Below are 19,293 nucleotides of genomic sequence, written 5' to 3' on the forward strand. Positions count from 1 at the left end.
CTTTGTTACTCATTTTTATATATCGCAAAACATTTTGTTATTCAATAATTCCAATTTCTAGAGCCTTTTGAATAGCTTCTTCTTTGTTACGAACGCCTAGCTTTGTATAAGCTGTGGAAGCATAATTTCTGACCGTACCATTCGATAAATATAACCTTGATGCTATGGTAGTGTATCGAAGTCCTTTTGCTACTAGTTGTAATATTTCTATCTCCCTAGCTGTTAGCTCATAAGCGGTTGCTTTTGATTGTGGTGTCTCTTTTTGCTCATCAAACTTCTCAAATATTTTGTGAGACATTCCTTGATCAATTAGTGTCCCACCTTTGTGAATAAGTCGGATCGTATTAGCTAGCTCCAACGTTTCAATAGATTTAAGTAAAAAACCATCCGCACCGTTGCGAAGCGATTCTAACGCTTGTTCGGTATCCTGAAACGTTGTAAAAATCAATACGCTTATATGTGGCCATTGTTGCTTAATCTTTTTGGTTGCTTCGACTCCATCCATGTGCTGCATATCTAAATCCATAAGTATAACATGGGGTTGAAGGCGCCCGCACAAATCGATGGCTTGATTGCCATCCTCAGCCAAACCGACTACATTTAAATCTTCATATCTATCGAGTAGTGTCCTCAAACTTTCCCGAACAAATGGCTGGTCGTCTACAATTAACAAACGAATAAGTCCATCTTTTATTTCAGTTTGTCGCGGTATGGTACATGTAACAAGCATTCCTTCCTCTGGCTTTGTATATACAGACAAATGACCTTGCAGGTTCATTGCCCGTTCTTTCATCGCATTCATACCGAAGCCTTCCTGCCATTCTACATTTCCTTTTCCATTATCTTGAACTTCTAACCTCGTATATTGTTCGTCAAACTGCAATGAAACTATAATTTCAGTCCCTTGACCATGACGCACTGCATTCGTAAGGGACTCTTGTAAGCAACGAATGAATGCGATCTTCGCTTGCCGAGATAGTTGATATTCCTCCCCGAATGTCTTAAAACTTACATTTACCTGAGCGTGCTCCTGAAATTCGGCTCCAAGATTTTGTAGAGATTGAATTAAGGAAGGCGATTGACACGGGGAATCCATTTGATGTAGGTAACCTCTCACGTCATCGATGCTTTTCCGTCCCATGTCAAGCAGAGAATCTAGCCTCTGTATACCCATCTCAGTAGCAAGTTCGGTACGCAACGTTTCCATCCCCATAATAATAGAAGTATAAGCATGACCAACTGTATCATGAAGCTCACTTGACAGTCTGTTCCGTTCTTCTGCCAGTGTAATATGTTCAATCTGAGACATATATTGCTCAAGTACCGCGTTTTGTTTACGAATCGCTTCATTTTGCTTATGATTGACGATTAATAAATGGAAAGCGAAGCCCATTACATAAGCAAGTCCATAGTTGGTAACCATAACCCAATAGCTATTACTTGGCGCAACCGCATAGAAAATTCCAGTTGTTATAAAAACTGTTGTTGGAGCTGTCCAATAATAGGACAAATGCTGACTATTCGCAGCAATCAGAAAAGCCGATATAAGAAATGTAACGTTAGCTCCCGGAAATAAAGAAGTTAAATATATACACAGTCCACCATATAGCAGTATTTCTGTGAACAAATAATATTTATAATTGAATAGTAAGGCTACCCATGGAACAGAGAAGGCAATAATTTCCCAAAGAATAATAATCCAAAGTGGCAATGTTAAACTATCCTGAAAATCGAATGTGGTTATGGCGATAGAGACACTAACAAGTATACGGACTCCTAACATAATCCAATCGTACCAAAACCAATACTTAACCATATCTAACAAGTCATTTACCCCCTAAGTAGCCTACCTTTTTACTTCATATATTATAATTTAATCCTTCATGCCTATTATACTTTTAAATTTAAAACTGCGATACTACTCACAGATTGCAAACTTCTATCGATTTAGTTGCCGAATCATGCTACGTGTATAGCCCCCAATTTTCTTTGTCAAACCATCTACTATTCTAATACTTATGGCGGTAAATACTATACCCATAAACATTACAAAGAGTGACTTGGCAAACGTATCTATCTGTACGAATATAATATTCATTTCAATGTAGAGATACAGTAGTGGTGCCAACAGCAACATAAGTGGCATTACATAAAAAATGATTGCACTAATGAGACTGAAAATCCCAATTACTAATTTCTGCATTAACCAAAAGACAGCGGACCAAGTGCGACGATCAGTAAGCACTAATTTCACCTGAGCCCAGTTCGATGTATCTATTGTTATACTTCTATCATAAGGGTCTGTTGAAATATCTGTATAAATTTTCGTCTGTATGCGCTCGAATTGGATAAAAGGTGTCGTAGTCTGTAGTACGCGTATAACTAATGGAATCCCAATTACCGTAAATGAAAGGGTGAAGCTGAATAGCAGAGCTATTAGATAAAAACAAAAATAAAACAATCCTGTAACGAAAGTTAGCAATAAAAAATAACCATTCTGGATGAATCTTGATTTCATAAAGTTCTCGCTCCTATCTATGTAATAACCGAATTGTACTGCTTTTTTTGTCATTCTCACTAGTGTAAAAGTGTCATATGACATTTTTAAATGATGCTAAAAAGGGGAGAGTAACCTACTTCTGGTTAAAAAAGATGCTTATATGAATCACCATAAAACAATCCCGTTCTTGCAGATGCAAGAACGGGATTGTTTTGTGCTTTTATTTAATATGAGATGGACTTGTTTTTCGAATATGAAACATAATATCAAATTGCTCAAGCAATGACGTATCAAAGTATGCCAATTGGTTCGGTAAGAGTCGTGCCCCTATACTTAGTAATGGTCTTTTTGCTTTAACCCATTTTTCTGCCGGTCCTTTAAGGTGACGGTTATCCAATAAAAACATTTTATATGGTACTTTTCCAAGGGTATAATTGAAACTATTTACATCTTGTGGAATCGGCTTTGTTATAATCTTATCTCCGGTGTCGTTGTATAAGGTGAAATTCCCCTCCGTAGTTGTACTGCCAATTGTGACATAATTATTGTCTAAACGTTCCTTCAAATTCTGCCCCGCAACATAAGGGTATAATTCCTCATCGAAAATTCCTTTAGCTATATGAATATTGTGTCCCCATACCATCGTTTTACCACCCAATGTCTCTTGTGCCCACATTACATGATCGGCCAAATATTGCTCATGTAGCTTTAACACACTTGGATAGTCGTTAGGAATTAGCATTGTGGTATATTTCTCTATTACACTTGCCGTTACTTTCGCCCAGATGTACTCGGATGAAGCCATTTCTGTGTTGGCTTGCCCATTCTCATCTTTTAGTAATTGGGCTACTCTCTCAGCGTTTGCTTTGAACTTTTCTTTTATTTCAGGAGCAAGGTCCATATATTCCTTTACACTGCCATTAAAAGCCGACAATTCTTTATAATTTTCTTCTACTTCTGCCAGCGAATCTGGTCGGTGTAGCCTTACATAATCAATTACTTTATTAAAGCAACCTTGGTCCAACTCCTTTAAGTCGAGCCCAATAAATTGGATCTTTTTTTTATTGGATGGATTAGCATTATAATCTTTCATCCAGTCAATCATGGCTATAATTTCATCAGTAGGATATAACAAGTTTAAAAATTCTCTAGGGTTTCCTTTTCCTGTTTGGATATATTCATTTAGTTTTAAGCCGTTTCCCCAATCTTCTTCCATTGTGAAATTTGTAAAACCCATCTCAGTAACCAAATATTTCACAAGGCGAAACTTCATAGTGAAAATTTCAGAGCTTCCATGAGTATTCTCTCCTAATCCTACATATTGTGCGCTCCCAATCATTTTCTTAAGTGGTTTTAAATCCTCAAATGATTTTGACGGCTCTATCGTTTTTAATGGGTAAGCCTGTGATTGTATGGATTTAACTATATTTTTCTGGATTGATTGACCTGAATTTTCGACTGCTACTGTTTGAGCCTTTCCTACTTCTACACATCCTGTGACTAATAAAGCTTAACCATTGCAATTATGCTTTTCTTATTCATTTTTTCCACCTCAATTGAATTATTTGTAAAAGCAAGATTGATTCATGTACTTGCACAAATCAATTGCCTTAATTCAATTGTTATCTATCCCATATCATATTTTCTAGTTACATATTGTCATAAGGTTAATTGACACAGGTCATAGACTAATCATTACACTTTTGTACTATCGGCTATGACAACTTATAAATAATAATTACATGGATGAGTCGTAAGTAAGACTAGACTATAAATTGGGGAGGGATTTTAAAGATGAATGAATCTGTATACAAAAATATTTTTATTCTAAGTTGTGTCTGTAGAAATGACAAGAAGTAAATTCGATAAACAAGTGAATTATAGGGGAAGGGCGGATTACAATGATATTACACGCAAAATCGTTCCACAATAAAGATAAAATCCAACGTGCTAAAATAGGACTTCAACTCTTTCTGAGTATCTTAATCATTACTTCTATTATTTTAAATGTAGGAGTAATAATTACGGAAAGTAGGGCGCTTATTGTGGTATATATGTTTACCCCAGCATTATCTTCTATTTTGACTCGCATAATACTGAAAGAAGGGTTTAAAGATGTATCTTTTAGTCTCGGTAACTTAAAGATATGGAAGGGGATCGGTTTTGCTCTGCTAATCCCTATGATTATTTGTGGAATTACTTATTCTATCGCCTGGTTGAGTGGAATTGCAGGGTTTCAGTATCCCGAAGGTGGTATGATGTTAGAACCGATCTACAATATGCTTGGGCTTGAGTATGTAACGGCACCATTCAGCTTCATTTATCTAGTAGTATTGAGCGGCATTTTCGGAAGTTTGCTTAACTTAATCCCAGTTTTGGGAGAAGAAATGGGTTGGCGAGGTTATATGCTCACAAGGCTAGTCGATGCAGAGTTTTCACGGCCCATCCTTATTAGTGGATTGATTTGGGCAACGTGGCATGTTCCAATAGTTATTGCTGGTCTATATGTAGCGGGACCATCTGTCGTTCTTTCAGTACTTGGTATCTATCTTTGTATTGTACCATTCGGTTATATTATAGCTTATTTACGACTTATCACAGGTAGCGTTTGGCCTTCGGTTATCATCCATGCTACTTGGAATGCCATTATTCAAGGACCTTTCGCACGTGCAAGTACAGGATATCAAACTGAGATTTGGATTGGAGAATCTGGCTTGATAACCGCTATTATTATATTAATTACTGCAATAATTACGTTTCGAATAGTAAATTTCACGAAATAGCATACTAATGAAGAAATTCAATTAGTTGAAATATGGCGAGGCTCAATTATGAATATTCAAATAATGGAAAGTCCTGAATTAGCTTTAAAATTTACGGATGAAGAAATTCAATTATTTAAAATGGGAAAAACTCCAGAGCATTATACATGGCATCATCATCAAGACACTGGAAGGATGCAACTTGTAGATTATCAGACTCATCATGATACTGGTCATACAGGTGGATATAAAATTTGGGGAAAAGATAGCGATAAATAGGGAGGTATTTAGCCATGAGTCACATTACATGGATTAATGTAAATGAAAAAAGAGTAACAGATGACCAAATTAAACAATTAGAACAATACTTAAATATTAAATTTCCTAATGATTTTATTGATTGTGTACAAAAATATGATGGTGGATATCCAACGCCAGATACATTTAACATTCCAAATCAAGATGAAAATTCACTTAATAATCTTTTAACCTTAGATTCTGATAGAAAATATTCAATTCTAGAAACATATAATAGTACGAAAGATAGATTACCTGACAAAATATATCCTTTTGCTAGAGATCCATTCGGCAATCTTCTATGCTTTGATTATCGAAACAACACTGATTCACCAATAATTGTATTCTGGGATCATGAGGAAGAAGACATAGAGGAAGCAATATATCCTGTTTGCTCAACATTTACAGAATTGCTTGCTAGTCTACGTGATTTCGAAGAAGAAGATTGAGGGAACTAAAAAACATCCTAGAATTTTAGGACGTTTTTTTATGATTTACTAATTTTCTAACCATCATCCGCTTTCTCAAGTTTAATTACGATTACTTCTTAAAGAAGTAATTAGTACTTTGCACACAATTAAGAATATATTTGTATGATGATGTGATTTTTGAAAGAAGAACAAAGGAGTTCTTAACTGCAAAGGTAAATAATGAAGTAAATGTAATACAAACAAAAAGCGAATATAGATAAAATTTTTTTGATACATTTATGAGTATAAAAATTTATTTATAAGAAAAATATGATTTAATTAGGCCGTTAGAAGGAAGGCGACAATTTCAATTGTATAAGGACAAAAAAGGAGCGGAAATAAGCTCCTTTTTTATTTACCTTACTATTTTTAGGAGGTTAGTATGAATAAGGTGTGAATAAAGGATGAATAGCATTTTTTTTGTATGGAAATCCCACTCTTTTTTGTATGGAATATATGTGAAACGTTGTATAAAATAAGCAAGTATGTCAAAAATAATAGGAGGAAAGATGTGAAGAGAAATAAGAGTTTAGTAAGTTTTTTAGGAGTGTGTATGATGTTGTTTTCTTTTTGTTTCCAAGGAAATGTACAGGCTGATGTAAATACTGTTCAATCTGGGAAAATCAAATCAGGAAATGTAACGGTTTGGGAAGTTGGAAATGTGGCGAAAGTGTTAGCTGATGTAGAGCGCTTAAATTTAAATACCGTAAATGTACCGATTCAGGTAGATATTCCGAACGTGACTTCTACGAACATGGTAATTAATCAAGCGCAAAAGCAACAGGCTATTCTTTTAATTCAAGAATTATTAAAGCGTAATATTCAAGTGATAGTGGAACCGTTCCCGTATATTCAGCAAGGAAATGTTGGGGAAACGGAATGGAATCCGAGTAATATTAATGATTTCTTCTGGAATTGGAAAACGGTTATTTTGCAAGATATCTTTACTTCCATTACAAGTAAATACAATGTGTACGGAAGCAAGATTGCCTCTAATTTCGTGAATATGGAATACGCAGAGGGATACTGGAACGATACGATTGATTTTGTTCGTAAGCAGTATAAAGGAAATGTATTGTATCAAATGAATTGGTGGTTAACAGCAAGCTTTGATCCTTCTTATGAAGCGAAGTTTAAAGAGAAAATCAATCGTCCGTATTTAAAAAAGGTGGATATTGTAAGTATTGATAGTTGGTTTGAAGTTTCAGGAAATAGAAATCCAACATACGAAGAAGTGAAGAAAAGTTTATTTGCGACGACAGTATATAATCGTGGACAAAACGTTGTGCAGCAATTGGAACAATTACATAAAGCAACAGGAAAGCCCGTTTATTTTGGTGGGTTTAACGTTCCAGCGCGTGAACTTGGACTACAAAATCCGTGGAATCCAGATGTTTCAAATGTGTTTTCAAAAGACATACAATTAAACGGATGGCGCGCTTACCGAGATGTATTAGAACCGAAACCATATTTTAAAGGTTTTTCAATTTGGTTTATTGGCTCACATAATAGTACGCATGCGTATCAAATACATAGTAAAGAAGCAGAAACGGTTATTAATGGTTGGTACCGAAAATAATTTTTATTAAATAGGTAAGTTTTGAATTTTACCGCATATATTTCTAGTGAAAGGCCTTTCACCATCTTATCACCTAGGGGGCAATCATAATGAAATTTTTGTCTTACCTTACAGTAATTTTGGTGATTCTTGGCGGTTTGAATTGGTTGTTTGTAGCGTTAGATTACAATGTAGTTGAGAAATGGTTTGGTTCAATGCCGGCGCTTGTGGACACTATTTATTGGCTCATTGGTCTTTCTGCTATTTATCAAATTTTTGATCGGTTCTTCACGGACAATTAGCAATTATACTTTATTACTAGAGTGTTAAGTACGATTATGTACTTAACACTTTTTTGTATGTTTATAAAAAATAGTTTGCACATGCAAGCGATTCCATTGCGTCTTACGCCTTAATAATAGAAAACAAATTGACCACGTATTATATTTTAGGTTATAATTCAGAAAGTTTAAAAATTAATAAAAATAAGAAATAGGGAGGTTATCAGGGTGATGGAGAGAGTATATAATTTTTCAGCTGGACCATCAATACTCCCTTTGCCAGTTTTAGAGAAAGTGCAAAAGGAGCTTGTAAATTATAACGGGACAGGCATGTCTATTATGGAAATGAGTCATCGATCTTCTTATTTTCAAAGTATTATAGATGAAGCGAGTAACTTGCTTCGTGAATTAATGAGCATTCCTGATGAGTATGAAGTACTGTTTTTACAAGGCGGTGCGTCATTACAATTCTCTATGATACCGTTAAATGTAATGAATACGTACAAAAAAGCAGGTTACGTATTAACTGGCTCATGGTCTAAAAAGGCGATGCAAGAAGCTGAAAAATTAGGAGAAGTACAAGTGCTTGCTTCCTCTGAACAAGAGAAGTTTACTACAACTCCTAAACTGGATGGTTTACTGATCGATGAAAAACTAGATTATGTACATATTACAACGAACAATACAATTGAGGGGACGAAATATGTGGACATTCCACATTTAGATAAAGTACCGCTCGTTGCGGATATGTCCTCAAATATTTTATCAGAACAATATGATGTTACGAAGTTTGGCCTTATATATGCGGGAGCGCAAAAGAATTTAGGGCCAGCGGGCTTAACGATTGTTATTATAAATAGAGATTTAATTGGGGGAGCAAATCGCTCTTGTCCTACGATGTTAAACTATGAAACTTACAGCAAAAATAACTCCTTATATAATACACCGCCGTCCTTTAGTATTTATGTAACGAAACTTGTACTAGAGTGGTTGAAAGAGCAAGGTGGGGTATCTGCGATTGAAGAACAGAATAGAATGAAATCTTCACTTCTTTACAATTTCTTAGATGAATCAAAATTGTTTACTTCACCAGTTGATCCTACGTATCGATCACTTATGAACATTCCGTTTACAACACCGTCAGAAGAGCTGAACAATGAGTTTTTACAAAAAGCGAAAGAACGCGGTCTTGTTACGTTAAAAGGACATCGCTCAGTCGGTGGTATGCGTGCAAGTATTTACAATGCGATGCCAGTACACGGTGTACAGCAATTAGTAAATTATATGAAGGAATTTGAGCTTGAGAATAGATAGGGAGATGGGGATATGTTTCGTGTTCAAACGTTAAATCAAATTGCGGAAAAGGGTTTGCAAGTTCTTGACGGAGAGCGTTATGAAGTAGGGGATAGAATGGACCACCCAGATGGCATTTTACTTCGCAGCTATTCTTTACACCAAGAAGAATTTTCAAAAGACTTAAAGGCGATTGCAAGAGCTGGTGCAGGTGTAAATAATATTCCTGTTGAGCGATGTACGGAAAAAGGGATTGTAGTATTTAATACACCAGGAGCGAATGCTAATGCAGTAAAGGAACTTATTATCGCCAGCCTGATCATGTCTTCACGTAACATTATTAATGGAGTAAGCTGGACGAAAAATTTAGAAGGTGAAGAAGTACCACAGCTTGTTGAATCTGGAAAGAAACAATTTGTTGGGTCAGAAATTGCAGGGAAGCGTCTAGGGGTTATCGGCCTTGGCGCAATCGGTGCTTTAGTTGCGAACGATGCGTTAGCTTTAGGAATGGACGTTGTCGGATATGATCCTTACATTTCAGTTGAAACGGCATGGCGCCTTTCTACACATGTGCAAAGGGCATTTAGTTTAGATGAAATTTTCGCAACGTGTGATTATATTACACTTCATATTCCACTTACGAATCAAACGAAGGGGATTATTGGTGAACACGCTGTAGAAAAGATGAAAAAAGGTATGCGTTTATTCAATTTCTCTAGAGGAGAACTTGTAGATGAAAAAGTTCTTCAAACAGCGTTAGAAGAAGATATTATTACACATTACGTAACAGACTTCCCGAATGAAAATGTGATAAAGATGAAAAATGTAACAGCGACGCCTCACCTTGGTGCCTCTACATCTGAATCGGAAGAAAATTGTGCAATCATGGCAGCACGCCAATTACGTGAATATTTAGAGACAGGAAATATTCGTAATTCAGTAAACTATCCAAACGTAGAATTACCGTATATCGGGAAAAAACGAATTACGATTATGCATCAAAACGTTCCGAACATGGTAGGACAAATTACAGGATGTTTAGCAGAGCATCATATTAATATTGCCGATATGATTAATCGTAGTAAACATTCTTGGGCGTACACAATGATTGATATTGATAACGGAATTGATGATATAATAAAAGAGAATATAGTGGAAAATATAAGCAAAATTACAGGTGTTGTAGCCGTTCGAATGATTGTGTAAAGGAGAGAGGGAAACTTGGCAAAAATCCGACCGTTTCGGGCCATTCGTCCAGTAGAGGAAAAAGCAGCGGAAGTTGCAGCTTTACCGTATGACGTATTAAATAGTGAAGAAGCAAGAGAGGTTGTAAAAGGGAATCCGTATTCTTTCTTACACGTTGATAAAGCAGAAATTGATTTAGACCCGGCACTTTCGCCGTATGATGAACGTGTATATGAAAAAGCGGGTGAAAATTTAAATCGATTTATACGAGAAGAAGTATTTATTCAAGACGAAGAGCCAGCACTATACATTTATGAACTGACGATGCAAGGAAGAACGCAGTCAGGCCTTGTCGTTTGTACATCTATTGATGAGTATGAAGATGATACAATTAAAAAACATGAAAGAACGCGTCATGAAAAAGAACTAGATCGCATTCGCCACGTAGATGTTTGTGATGCAAATACGGGTCCTATCTTTTTGACATATCGTACAAAAGAAGAGATAAAGCGTTTCATCGCAAGCTGGAAAGAAGAACATGCGCCAATCTATACATTTACAGCAGAAGACGGCGTTAGGCATGTTGCTTGGAAAATAGCTGATGAAGAAGTAGTTGCAAGTTTAGTAAACTTATTTGAAGATATTTCTAATCTGTACATTGCAGATGGGCATCACCGCTCAGCATCAGCGGCAAAAGTAGGGCTCATGCGAAGAGAACAATATCCGAATTACACAGGAGAAGAAGAGTTTAATTTCTTTCTATCTGTTTTATTCCCACACGATGAATTATCCATTTGGGACTACAACCGAGTTGTAAAAGATTTAAATGGCTTATCAGAAGAACAGTTTTTAAAGCAAATTGCACAATACTTTTATGTAGAAGAAGCATCACTTTCACCGTATAAACCAAATGAGCCAAAAACTTTTGGAATGTATGTAAATGAGAAGTGGTATAAGCTTACAGTGAAAGAGGAAACGTTTGATGCGAATGATCTTGTGAAAGGTTTAGATGTATCTATTCTGCAAGATCATTTATTAAGCCAAGTACTTGAAATACATGACCCGCGCTCTGATTCACGCATCGATTTTGTCGGAGGGATCCGCGGATTGGAAGAACTAGAACGCCTTGTAAAGAGCGGTGAATATAAAGCAGCATTCGCATTATATCCGACATCGATGGAATCTTTATTAGCAATCGCAGACGCCGGAGAAGTTATGCCGCCAAAATCAACGTGGTTTGAACCGAAACTGCGCAGTGGGTTGTTTGTACATTCTTTAAAATAATGATAGACTTCTTTAGTTTGGAAAACCGAAATGATTTTTAGTTTCGGTTTTTCTTATTTTGGCTCAGTAAACGTTTCATGTTGATTTTAATGTTAAGATTGAAATATGTAACAACAGGTCGCTACAAAAAAACGGAGGAAATACGATGAAAATACAGCTGCAAAAAAGTTTTTATGTTGAATTGAAAAATGCAATTCGTTGTCATTATAACGAACTTTTAACAAGATGCGGTGTTGACACAATATATGGGTACTCCATATTAACAGACGATTGTGTCAATAGCATTGGACCAGTGGCTAATGAAGAAAGACTAATCAAAGTTAATAAATCGGACCCTTTATACAATTATTATAGATACGGAGCTATTGAGTGGAGCGAATGGGACGATTTTGGAATGTTTGATGAAGTGAACAAAATTATTAAGAAATATCATAATATCGTCGAAGATGACTTTAACATACGAGTACATACACTGTTGAAAGAAACGTTAAATGTGTTAATGGAACTTGAATTAGAAGGATTGTTTGGAGACAGAAATGATAATCGATTTATTGTCATTTGTGTAACTGATTCATCGAACGAAATCATGATTGAATCAGCTCGATTGCTTAATACATTAAAGACATACGAAGAATATGCTTCAGAATTTGCATAAGAATGAATATAAGTAAAACTGCGCTCTATAAGAGGCGATTTTCATTTAATAGAAAGTCACCAATTAATAGTAACCATTCGTTGTGACGTAACCATCGAACAATTTGAGCCTGATGAAAAAAATCGCACAAAGATTATTGCGATGTTTACATGTAGGAATCAACTTGAAAAAGAAGTTATGAAGGGGAGATAAGGCTAGGTAGCATAAAATATATCACTATATGTGGAGTGGTTAATGCAAACATGTGGGTTCATTGGTTTTAAATGATGAATTTGCAGTGGTAGCGGTAGTGGAGGGGAAAGAATATGTTGAGTATAAAGATAAAAAGGTATTTTTGCTTTGTTGTTTTTCAAAAATAACGGATAAAATTTTCATATTTACGAACTTAGTGCATAATGATTGTTGGATAAATTGGAATACCACGTTCCTTTAGAATTTCAGACATATTATCTTTTTCAAACTACTTTTCTTTAACATATCTTATCTATTATGCTCCTTAGTTGGTTTTTCGGAGTTTATTATAGTTTAAAAAAGCTGCACGAGAACCTATATTTATATTGTTAAAATACACAACAATAAGGATAAAACCTACTTTGGAATTGCAAATGAAGCTTATGTATATGTGAAGTAAGGTGAAAGAGGGTCTGCACATAATCAATCACCCTTTTTTATAACATTTCTTTGCAGAGATACGTTATAAAAAAGGGTTTTTATTTGAAAGTTGAAAAATAAATTCTATTAATCATTCATATTTTATTAAATTACTTTGACCTAATTATAAGTCAGCTGAAACTGTACTTATTCCAACTTGGATAGTGTTAATAACAGTATATAAGTTGTGGTATTAGTTTATAGGAGTAGAACCTAATTTTCATTTGATGTATTTATTGAATGATTGGCTATAGTACTATACTTCTTATTCATAACTATATAAATCCAACCAATAACTGATAAGATAACTGGATAGAAAATAGCCCAACCACTAAATGAGTATACAATAATACATATAATTAGAGATAGGAAGGCCATCCACCAACCTATATCACGCACTTTTAATAATTTAAGAGCAGCTAGCATTGTAAAAATATATGAAGTAATAAATATTACACTAGGACCTTTAAGAAGCATTTCTAAATTTGGTCGTGCCATACCATAAAAAATTAAAATACAACTAAAAATGCCTCCTAGAACTAGTAATACCCTAGTTGGAGTTTGAAATTGAGAGTGTAACTTAGCAAAGAAGGAAGGGAAATGTCCTTCTCTAGCTTGAGCGTAAATCATTCTTGAAAAACCTGCAATGTTAGCATGTACAGCACTAAACGAAATGAAAATTGCTAAAATAGTTGTTATATATGTACCTATCGGTCCTAATCCTTTTGATATTAGAATACTAAGGGAAGCTATCTGATCTTTATCACCATATGAGTGGGTCCCTATTGTTACAAAAGATATTGCAATGTACATAATGGAGATACAAATTGCTCCTAAAAATAAACTAATCGAAATATCCTTAGCGGGCCTTTTAAATTCTTCAGCTAATGGGGTTATCATTTCCCACCCTACAAATGAGAAAAAGATAATTACAGAAGAAGCGCCAACGGAAGACCACCCGTTTGGTACAAATGGTGTAAAAGAACTTAATTTTACATATGGTATAGAAACGATAACAGCGACAACTATTAAAAGTGAAATAATACAAATTACAAACACACTAACTTTTGATGATAGCTCGATCCCTTTTATATGTAAGAGTAAAGAGGTAATTAAAATTAATGCTGCAATTCCTATAACACTAAGATTGCTTATTGGAAAAACATATCCAATATAATGGGCACCTGTTAAAGCAATAATAGGTACTCCAATAGGAATAGAACCTAACATAATCCAGCCTAGGATGGCACTTGTATTTGCATTAAATGCCATTTGAACATAAGCTGTAATTCCTCCAGCACTGGGAATCATTTTAGCAAGACGCGCTAGAGTCGCTACAATAGGAAAAGCTAATATAGACATGATAACCCAAGATAAAATTGAAGCTGGTCCAGCGCTATTCGCAGTAATTGAAGGTAAAATAAGGATTCCACAACCTAACACAGCTCCGATGGTTAATGCGGTCCCCTGTACCCAATTAATTGAACGTTTCAATGATTGTTGTGTCAAGATTCTCAGCCTCTCTTTCGTTAATTGATATTAATTATATAAAGTTTAAAAAAAAGATAACATGCTATAATTTATGTATTAATTATAATTTTCTTAAAGAATTTAAGAATTATTAAATGTTTTCTTAATTAATCAAGGGGAGGCCAAGCAATGGACGATACAGATTTAAAGATTCTTTCTCATCTTCAGGAAAATGCACGTTTAAGTATGGTTGAAATAGGAAAACTGGTAGGTTTGAGTTCTCCTTCTGTTACAGAGCGAGTTAGAAGACTAGAAGAACAAGAGGTAATTATAAGTTATCGCACGATTGTTAATCCGAAAGAATTAAAAAAACATATTACTGCGTTTGTTTTGATGGAACCAAGGGATTGCAATAAATATAAAAAGTTTGCAATGGAACATTCAGATGTGGTTGAATGTCACCGGATTGCCGGTATGTATAGTTATCTAACAAAGGTAGTCACGGAATCTGTACATACACTCGAAGACTATATTAATTTGTGCTTAGAGTATGGAAAGCCTACAACCTTAATAGTGCTTTCTTCTCCAGTAGAACATAAATCATTTTTTACAGAGAGTGAAAAACTTTAATTACATATGAGTGGTTATTCAAAATAAAAAGCGTTAAATTAATACCTAATAGGAAATAGAGTCCTATTAGGTATTAATTTTCAGAAAATTATTTAGAAAATTTAGATAAAAAATAATATTTGACATATTCTTACTACTGGTGGAATAATGAATATTGTATTTTAGAAAAATTAAATTCTCAGTTAATTGGAGGTAGAATTATTATGAAATATGCAGTGCTCACAAATGATTTACAGTACGATTTGGTTAATAAAAATGAGGATAGAATTGCAGCTGTGGAGGCGTTTACGCCTAAAATGGTGTCTTTCTTAGATACTATGAGAGAAAATGATGTTTCTATTATTCACCTGCAGTTAATTAACTTAGAAGATGATCCGAAAGCTGAACGATATGGTGATTTTTTACCAGTCACAAAGGGATCTAAAGGTGCAGAAATCTTACCTGAGTTTCTTCATGAAAAAGATATTATTATGGAGAAAAATAAGGATAGTGGCTTTTTTGAGACAAATCTTGATGAAACCTTAAAAAAATTAGGAGTAGATACAATTATTATTACGGGTATGCAAACTCAAATTTGTGTCCAAACAACTGCAGCGGATGGATTTTTTCGTGGTTATAATGTAATCGTACCAGAAGATGCAGTTGTTTCAGCAAAGGCTGAAGATAAGGAACGAGCTTTAAAATGGTTAGGTTCATATTGTGCAAAGATTATGAGTATCGAGGAAATCTGCAATTCAATTTCTAAAAATGAAGATATTTCTTTTGATGGAGTTGCAATTCCATAAGTAAATACGTTGTAATATCACTTGTTCTATGTAGCAAGTGATATTATTTTTCAAAAATAAAAATGAAAAGGAGTTTTAATAAATGAAATTAACTAAAGATTTAGAAAATATAATTTTAGACCATGGAACAGGAGGACTATTGAGTCAGGATTTAATTAGTTCAATTATTACTGCAAAACTAGAAGATGTTCACCTTGGAAAAATGGAGGATAGTGCCATTCTTGAGGTAAGTAGTAGAAGATTGGCGATGACAACAGACTCTTTTGTTATTGATCCTATCTTTTTTGGTGAAGGGAATATAGGTAAAGTAGCAGTTTGTGGAACGGTTAATGATTTAGCGGTTAGTGGTGCAAAACCACTTTATCTATCATTGGCATTAGTACTAGAAGAGGGTTTTCCAATTAAAGATTTGGAAGAAATATTAGATTCTATAAGAGAGACCGCGAAAGAAGCTGGAGTGTATATTGTTGCTGGTGATACAAAAGTTGTTAAAAAAGGTGAAGTAGACAAAATCTTTATTAATACAACTGGAATAGGAGTTTTTGAAGGAGATGTATCACCGTTTTCGGTAAACTCTATTCAAGAAGGTGACGATATCATTATAACAGGACAACTAGGAAACCATAGTATACATATCCTTTCTATCAGAGAAGGATTAGGGTTTGAACAGAGAATAAATAGTGATTGTGCACCATTAAATCATATGATATCAGAGTTGAAAAATCATTTTGGTGATTCTATACATTGTATGCGAGATATTACAAGAGGCGGGTTAGGTACAGTTTTAAATGAAGTCTCAGAAACAATTAATACTGGAATAAAAATACAAGAAAGAGATATTCCTATGTTAGCAGAAACTATTATGGCTGCCGACATGTTAGGTGTTAATCCAATGTATCTAGCTAATGAGGGCAATGTTTGTATGTTTGTGTCTCCAGAGGTAAGTGAGGAAGTCGTGAGGGTATTAAAAAATACTAAATATGGTAAAGAAGCTGCGGTAATTGGTAAAGTTACTCAAACAAAAGAAAGACAAGTGCTCATGGAAGCAAAATCAGGTGAATTGAAACTCATTGAGTTGTTATATGGGGCAGAATTACCTCGATTATGTTAGGAGACAATCTATGAAAAAAGTAATAAATATGTTTATAAAAAAGTATCAAGTTAAAGGCATTGTGCAAGGTGTTGGTTTTAGACCTTTCGTATATAGGATAGCAAAAAAGTATCATCTAAACGGATGGGTGTTAAATGATTCAAATGGAGTGCTTATAGAAGTAGAAGGGGAACAAAATAATATTACGCATTTTATTCATGATATTGAATTTAATTCCCCAGAATTGGCTTATGTGCAAGAGGTTAAATTAATAGAGGAACAAGAATCCAACAATCGTTATAGCTCTTTTGATATTTTGAGTAGCCAAAAACATAGTAGTAGGCAAACTTTAATATCTCCTGATACTTATGTATGTAATGAATGTTTAGACGAATTATTTGATCCAACGAATAGAAGGTTTCGTTATCCATTTATTAATTGTACAAATTGTGGACCTAGATATTCAATAATAAAAGATATTCCTTATGATAGACCATATACTACAATGGCCAAATTTCCTATGTGCAAAGAGTGTGATAAAGAATACAAAGACATATTGGATCGGAGATTCCATGCCCAACCAAATGCTTGCTGGAAATGTGGACCACAAGTTCAATTGAAAACAACAGATGGTACAAATGTCTCCACTGATAATCCAATAGAAAAAACAATTGATTTGTTGAAAAAGGGGAAAATCCTAGCTATTAAAGGGTTAGGTGGATATCACTTAGTTGTAGATCCAATGAATCATGAAGCTGTAAAAGAATTAAGAAAAAGAAAAAAACGGGATGAAAAACCTTTTGCTTTAATGTCATCTCAATTAGATGATGTGAAAAATTTTGCTGAAATAACAAAAAATGAAGAAACTTTATTAGTTTCTAAAGAACGACCAATTGTGTTATTGAACAAAAAGGATAATGAGTTTATTTCTTTAGATGTTGCACCAAATAATAATAATTATGGGGTAATGTTAGCATATACACCACTTCATCATCTTATTTTAAGAGGGAATTTTATTGCATTAATAGCTACGAGCGCCAATGTTTCTGATGAACCTATTGTATATAAAGATGGAGATGTAATTGAGCAGCTAAAGGGAATTGCAGATTATTATTTAGTACACAATAGGGAGATATTCACTAGAGTAGATGACTCTATTGTTAGGGGTATTGATTTAGATGATGAAGTAATAAAACTACAAATAATTCGTCGCGCTAGAGGTTATGTACCAAACCCAATTGATTTTAAAGAAGGATCAACTAATGTACTTGCTTTAGGAGCAGAATTAAAGAATACGATTTGCCTAACTAAAGACGAAAAAGCTTTTATTAGTCATCATATTGGTGATTTAAAAAACTATAAAATTTATGAATCGTTTAAAAATACTATAGCTCACTTACAAAAAATCTTTGAAATTAGTCCTTCTGTAATTGCAAGTGATCTTCATCCTGATTTTTATAGTACAAAATATGCATTTGATCAAAAAGTTTTACCAGTTGTACAGGTTCAGCATCATCATGCCCACATGGCTTCTTGTATGGTTGATAATCAATTAGATGGTCCTGTTTTAGGAGTTATTTTAGATGGTACGGGTTATGGTGATGATGGGAATATTTGGGGTGGAGAGTTTTTAATCGGTGATTTTCTTAATTATCAAAGAGCGGCATATATCGATTACTTTCAGCTGCCAGGCGGTGATAAAGCTGTTAAAGAACCGTATAGAATTGCTTTAGGAATATTGACGCAAATATATGGTGAACAAGTCAAAGAATTACCAATAAAGATAATTTCAGAGCGAAATAGTTTTGAACTAGATGTACTTATAAAAATGATTCAAAAAGGAATTAATTCTCCTCTTACTTCAAGTATGGGAAGGCTTTTTGATGCTGTTTCAGCACTATTGGGTGTCCGTGAAACAGTCCAATATGAAGGACAGGCTGCTATTGAGTTGGAGCAAGCGATTGATATCAATAATTCTTCCAATCCTTTATTATCATATGAAATAGTTGCTTCGAATGGAATTAGAAAAATCGATATAAAACCTATGTTTAAAGAGTTGGTATCTTTGATACTTAAAGATAAGTATACCAAGGGTGAATTGAGCTATCGTTTTCATTATACAATGGTTCAAATGATTACAGAAACCTGTAAACAAATTCGTCAAGAAACAGGGATTAATAAACTAGTTCTTAGTGGGGGAGTATTTTTAAATAAGTTTTTACTTGTAGAAACCTATAAGTCACTTAAGGCTTGTAAATTCGAGGTTTACATGCACAAACAAGTACCTACCAATGATGGGGGAATCTCTCTTGGTCAAGCAGCAATAGCAGCTCATCGCTATAAAGATATGCATTCGGTATAAATTTACAATAGCAATTATAT

General features: G+C 34.4%; 15 protein-coding genes and 3 pseudogenes. 14 read left to right on the forward strand and 4 right to left on the reverse strand.

The window, feature by feature from the left end:
• Positions 1-37: 37 nt before the first annotated feature.
• The 3 genes and pseudogenes from PDL00_RS26845 to PDL00_RS26855 all read right to left on the reverse strand — a co-directional run bounded on the left by PDL00_RS26845 (position 38) and on the right by PDL00_RS26855 (position 4,042).
• Entirely contained in the window at positions 38-1,825 is a 1,788-nt protein-coding gene (locus PDL00_RS26845; RefSeq protein WP_270732391.1) for a helix-turn-helix transcriptional regulator, read from the reverse strand.
• 114 nt (positions 1,826-1,939) lie between these two features.
• The gene (locus PDL00_RS26850; RefSeq protein WP_242254263.1) at positions 1,940-2,518 is read right to left on the reverse strand and encodes a sensor domain-containing protein; all 579 of its coding nucleotides are present in this window, start codon (positions 2,516-2,518) and stop codon (positions 1,940-1,942) included.
• Positions 2,519-2,720: 202 nt separating this feature from the next.
• Positions 2,721-4,042: pseudogene (locus tag PDL00_RS26855) on the reverse strand (erythromycin esterase family protein).
• Between the two features lie 359 nt (positions 4,043-4,401).
• Between PDL00_RS26855 and PDL00_RS26860 the strand changes: the two are divergent.
• From PDL00_RS26860 to PDL00_RS26905, 10 genes and pseudogenes are all read left to right on the forward strand, one after another.
• On the forward strand, positions 4,402-5,283 hold the full coding sequence (locus PDL00_RS26860; RefSeq protein ID WP_270732393.1) for a CPBP family intramembrane glutamic endopeptidase: 882 nt from the start codon (positions 4,402-4,404) through the stop codon (positions 5,281-5,283).
• Between the two features lie 57 nt (positions 5,284-5,340).
• Positions 5,341-5,541, forward strand: a pseudogene (locus PDL00_RS26865) (HNH endonuclease); the annotation flags it as partial.
• A 14-nt stretch (positions 5,542-5,555) separates the two neighbouring features.
• Positions 5,556-6,008: an SMI1/KNR4 family protein gene (locus tag PDL00_RS26870; RefSeq protein WP_000018399.1), complete on the forward strand. Its 453-nt coding sequence runs from the start codon at positions 5,556-5,558 to the stop codon at positions 6,006-6,008.
• A 532-nt stretch (positions 6,009-6,540) separates the two neighbouring features.
• Positions 6,541-7,608, forward strand: a complete 1,068-nt coding sequence (locus PDL00_RS26875) for a glycoside hydrolase family 113 (RefSeq protein WP_270732398.1) — start codon at positions 6,541-6,543, stop codon at positions 7,606-7,608.
• 89 nt (positions 7,609-7,697) lie between these two features.
• Positions 7,698-7,889 carry a DUF378 domain-containing protein gene (locus PDL00_RS26880; RefSeq protein WP_000670803.1) on the forward strand — a complete coding sequence of 64 codons (192 nt, stop codon included), beginning with the start codon at positions 7,698-7,700 and terminating at the stop codon, positions 7,887-7,889.
• Positions 7,890-8,099: 210 nt separating this feature from the next.
• On the forward strand, positions 8,100-9,182 hold the full coding sequence (serC, locus tag PDL00_RS26885) for a 3-phosphoserine/phosphohydroxythreonine transaminase (protein WP_270732401.1): 1,083 nt from the start codon (positions 8,100-8,102) through the stop codon (positions 9,180-9,182).
• A gap of 12 nt (positions 9,183-9,194) precedes the next feature.
• Positions 9,195-10,367, forward strand: coding sequence for a 3-phosphoglycerate dehydrogenase family protein (locus PDL00_RS26890; protein ID WP_242254273.1), 1,173 nt, complete (start codon positions 9,195-9,197; stop codon positions 10,365-10,367).
• Between the two features lie 15 nt (positions 10,368-10,382).
• On the forward strand, positions 10,383-11,630 hold the full coding sequence (locus PDL00_RS26895; protein ID WP_270732404.1) for a DUF1015 domain-containing protein: 1,248 nt from the start codon (positions 10,383-10,385) through the stop codon (positions 11,628-11,630).
• 145 nt (positions 11,631-11,775) lie between these two features.
• Positions 11,776-12,285: a DUF4303 domain-containing protein gene (locus PDL00_RS26900; RefSeq protein ID WP_000701635.1), complete on the forward strand. Its 510-nt coding sequence runs from the start codon at positions 11,776-11,778 to the stop codon at positions 12,283-12,285.
• 72 nt (positions 12,286-12,357) lie between these two features.
• Positions 12,358-12,477 (forward strand): annotated as a pseudogene (locus PDL00_RS26905) (enoyl-CoA hydratase); the annotation flags it as partial.
• Between the two features lie 672 nt (positions 12,478-13,149).
• Here the strand turns inward: PDL00_RS26905 and PDL00_RS26910 are convergent.
• Positions 13,150-14,445 (reverse strand): APC family permease, encoded by a 1,296-nt coding sequence (locus PDL00_RS26910; RefSeq protein ID WP_098320634.1) that lies wholly within the window; start codon positions 14,443-14,445, stop codon positions 13,150-13,152.
• A 150-nt stretch (positions 14,446-14,595) separates the two neighbouring features.
• On the opposite strand from PDL00_RS26910, the gene PDL00_RS26915 reads away from it, so the two are divergent.
• From PDL00_RS26915 to hypF, 4 genes are all read left to right on the forward strand, one after another.
• Positions 14,596-15,036, forward strand: a complete 441-nt coding sequence (locus PDL00_RS26915) for an Lrp/AsnC family transcriptional regulator (protein ID WP_000342842.1) — start codon at positions 14,596-14,598, stop codon at positions 15,034-15,036.
• Positions 15,037-15,239: 203 nt separating this feature from the next.
• On the forward strand, positions 15,240-15,821 hold the full coding sequence (locus PDL00_RS26920) for an isochorismatase family cysteine hydrolase (RefSeq protein WP_000872526.1): 582 nt from the start codon (positions 15,240-15,242) through the stop codon (positions 15,819-15,821).
• Between the two features lie 82 nt (positions 15,822-15,903).
• On the forward strand, positions 15,904-16,932 hold the full coding sequence (hypE, locus tag PDL00_RS26925; protein WP_087967751.1) for a hydrogenase expression/formation protein HypE: 1,029 nt from the start codon (positions 15,904-15,906) through the stop codon (positions 16,930-16,932).
• A 10-nt stretch (positions 16,933-16,942) separates the two neighbouring features.
• On the forward strand, positions 16,943-19,273 hold the full coding sequence (hypF, locus tag PDL00_RS26930) for a carbamoyltransferase HypF (protein WP_242254280.1): 2,331 nt from the start codon (positions 16,943-16,945) through the stop codon (positions 19,271-19,273).
• The last annotated feature ends 20 nt before the right edge of the window (positions 19,274-19,293 follow it).

The sequence above is a fragment of the Bacillus cereus group sp. TH152-1LC genome (genome assembly GCF_027710505.1).
In the GTDB taxonomy this organism is placed as follows: domain Bacteria; phylum Bacillota; class Bacilli; order Bacillales; family Bacillaceae_G; genus Bacillus_A; species Bacillus_A mobilis.

Excerpts from the sequence above, each read along its gene's own strand:
- PDL00_RS26900 (WP_000701635.1), top strand. The coding sequence starts at position 11,776 with ATGAAAATACAGCTGCAAAAAAGTTTTTATGTTGAATTGAAAAATGCA.
- PDL00_RS26880 (WP_000670803.1), top strand. The coding sequence starts at position 7,698 with ATGAAATTTTTGTCTTACCTTACAGTAATTTTGGTGATTCTTGGCGGT.
- PDL00_RS26850 (WP_242254263.1), bottom strand. The coding sequence starts at position 2,518 with ATGAAATCAAGATTCATCCAGAATGGTTATTTTTTATTGCTAACTTTC.
- hypE (WP_087967751.1), top strand. The coding sequence starts at position 15,904 with ATGAAATTAACTAAAGATTTAGAAAATATAATTTTAGACCATGGAACA.
- PDL00_RS26920 (WP_000872526.1), top strand. The coding sequence starts at position 15,240 with ATGAAATATGCAGTGCTCACAAATGATTTACAGTACGATTTGGTTAAT.
- hypF (WP_242254280.1), top strand. The coding sequence starts at position 16,943 with ATGAAAAAAGTAATAAATATGTTTATAAAAAAGTATCAAGTTAAAGGC.
- serC (WP_270732401.1), top strand. The coding sequence starts at position 8,100 with ATGGAGAGAGTATATAATTTTTCAGCTGGACCATCAATACTCCCTTTG.
- PDL00_RS26890 (WP_242254273.1), top strand. The coding sequence starts at position 9,195 with ATGTTTCGTGTTCAAACGTTAAATCAAATTGCGGAAAAGGGTTTGCAA.
- PDL00_RS26870 (WP_000018399.1), top strand. The coding sequence starts at position 5,556 with ATGAGTCACATTACATGGATTAATGTAAATGAAAAAAGAGTAACAGAT.
- PDL00_RS26860 (WP_270732393.1), top strand. The coding sequence starts at position 4,402 with ATGATATTACACGCAAAATCGTTCCACAATAAAGATAAAATCCAACGT.
- PDL00_RS26915 (WP_000342842.1), top strand. The coding sequence starts at position 14,596 with ATGGACGATACAGATTTAAAGATTCTTTCTCATCTTCAGGAAAATGCA.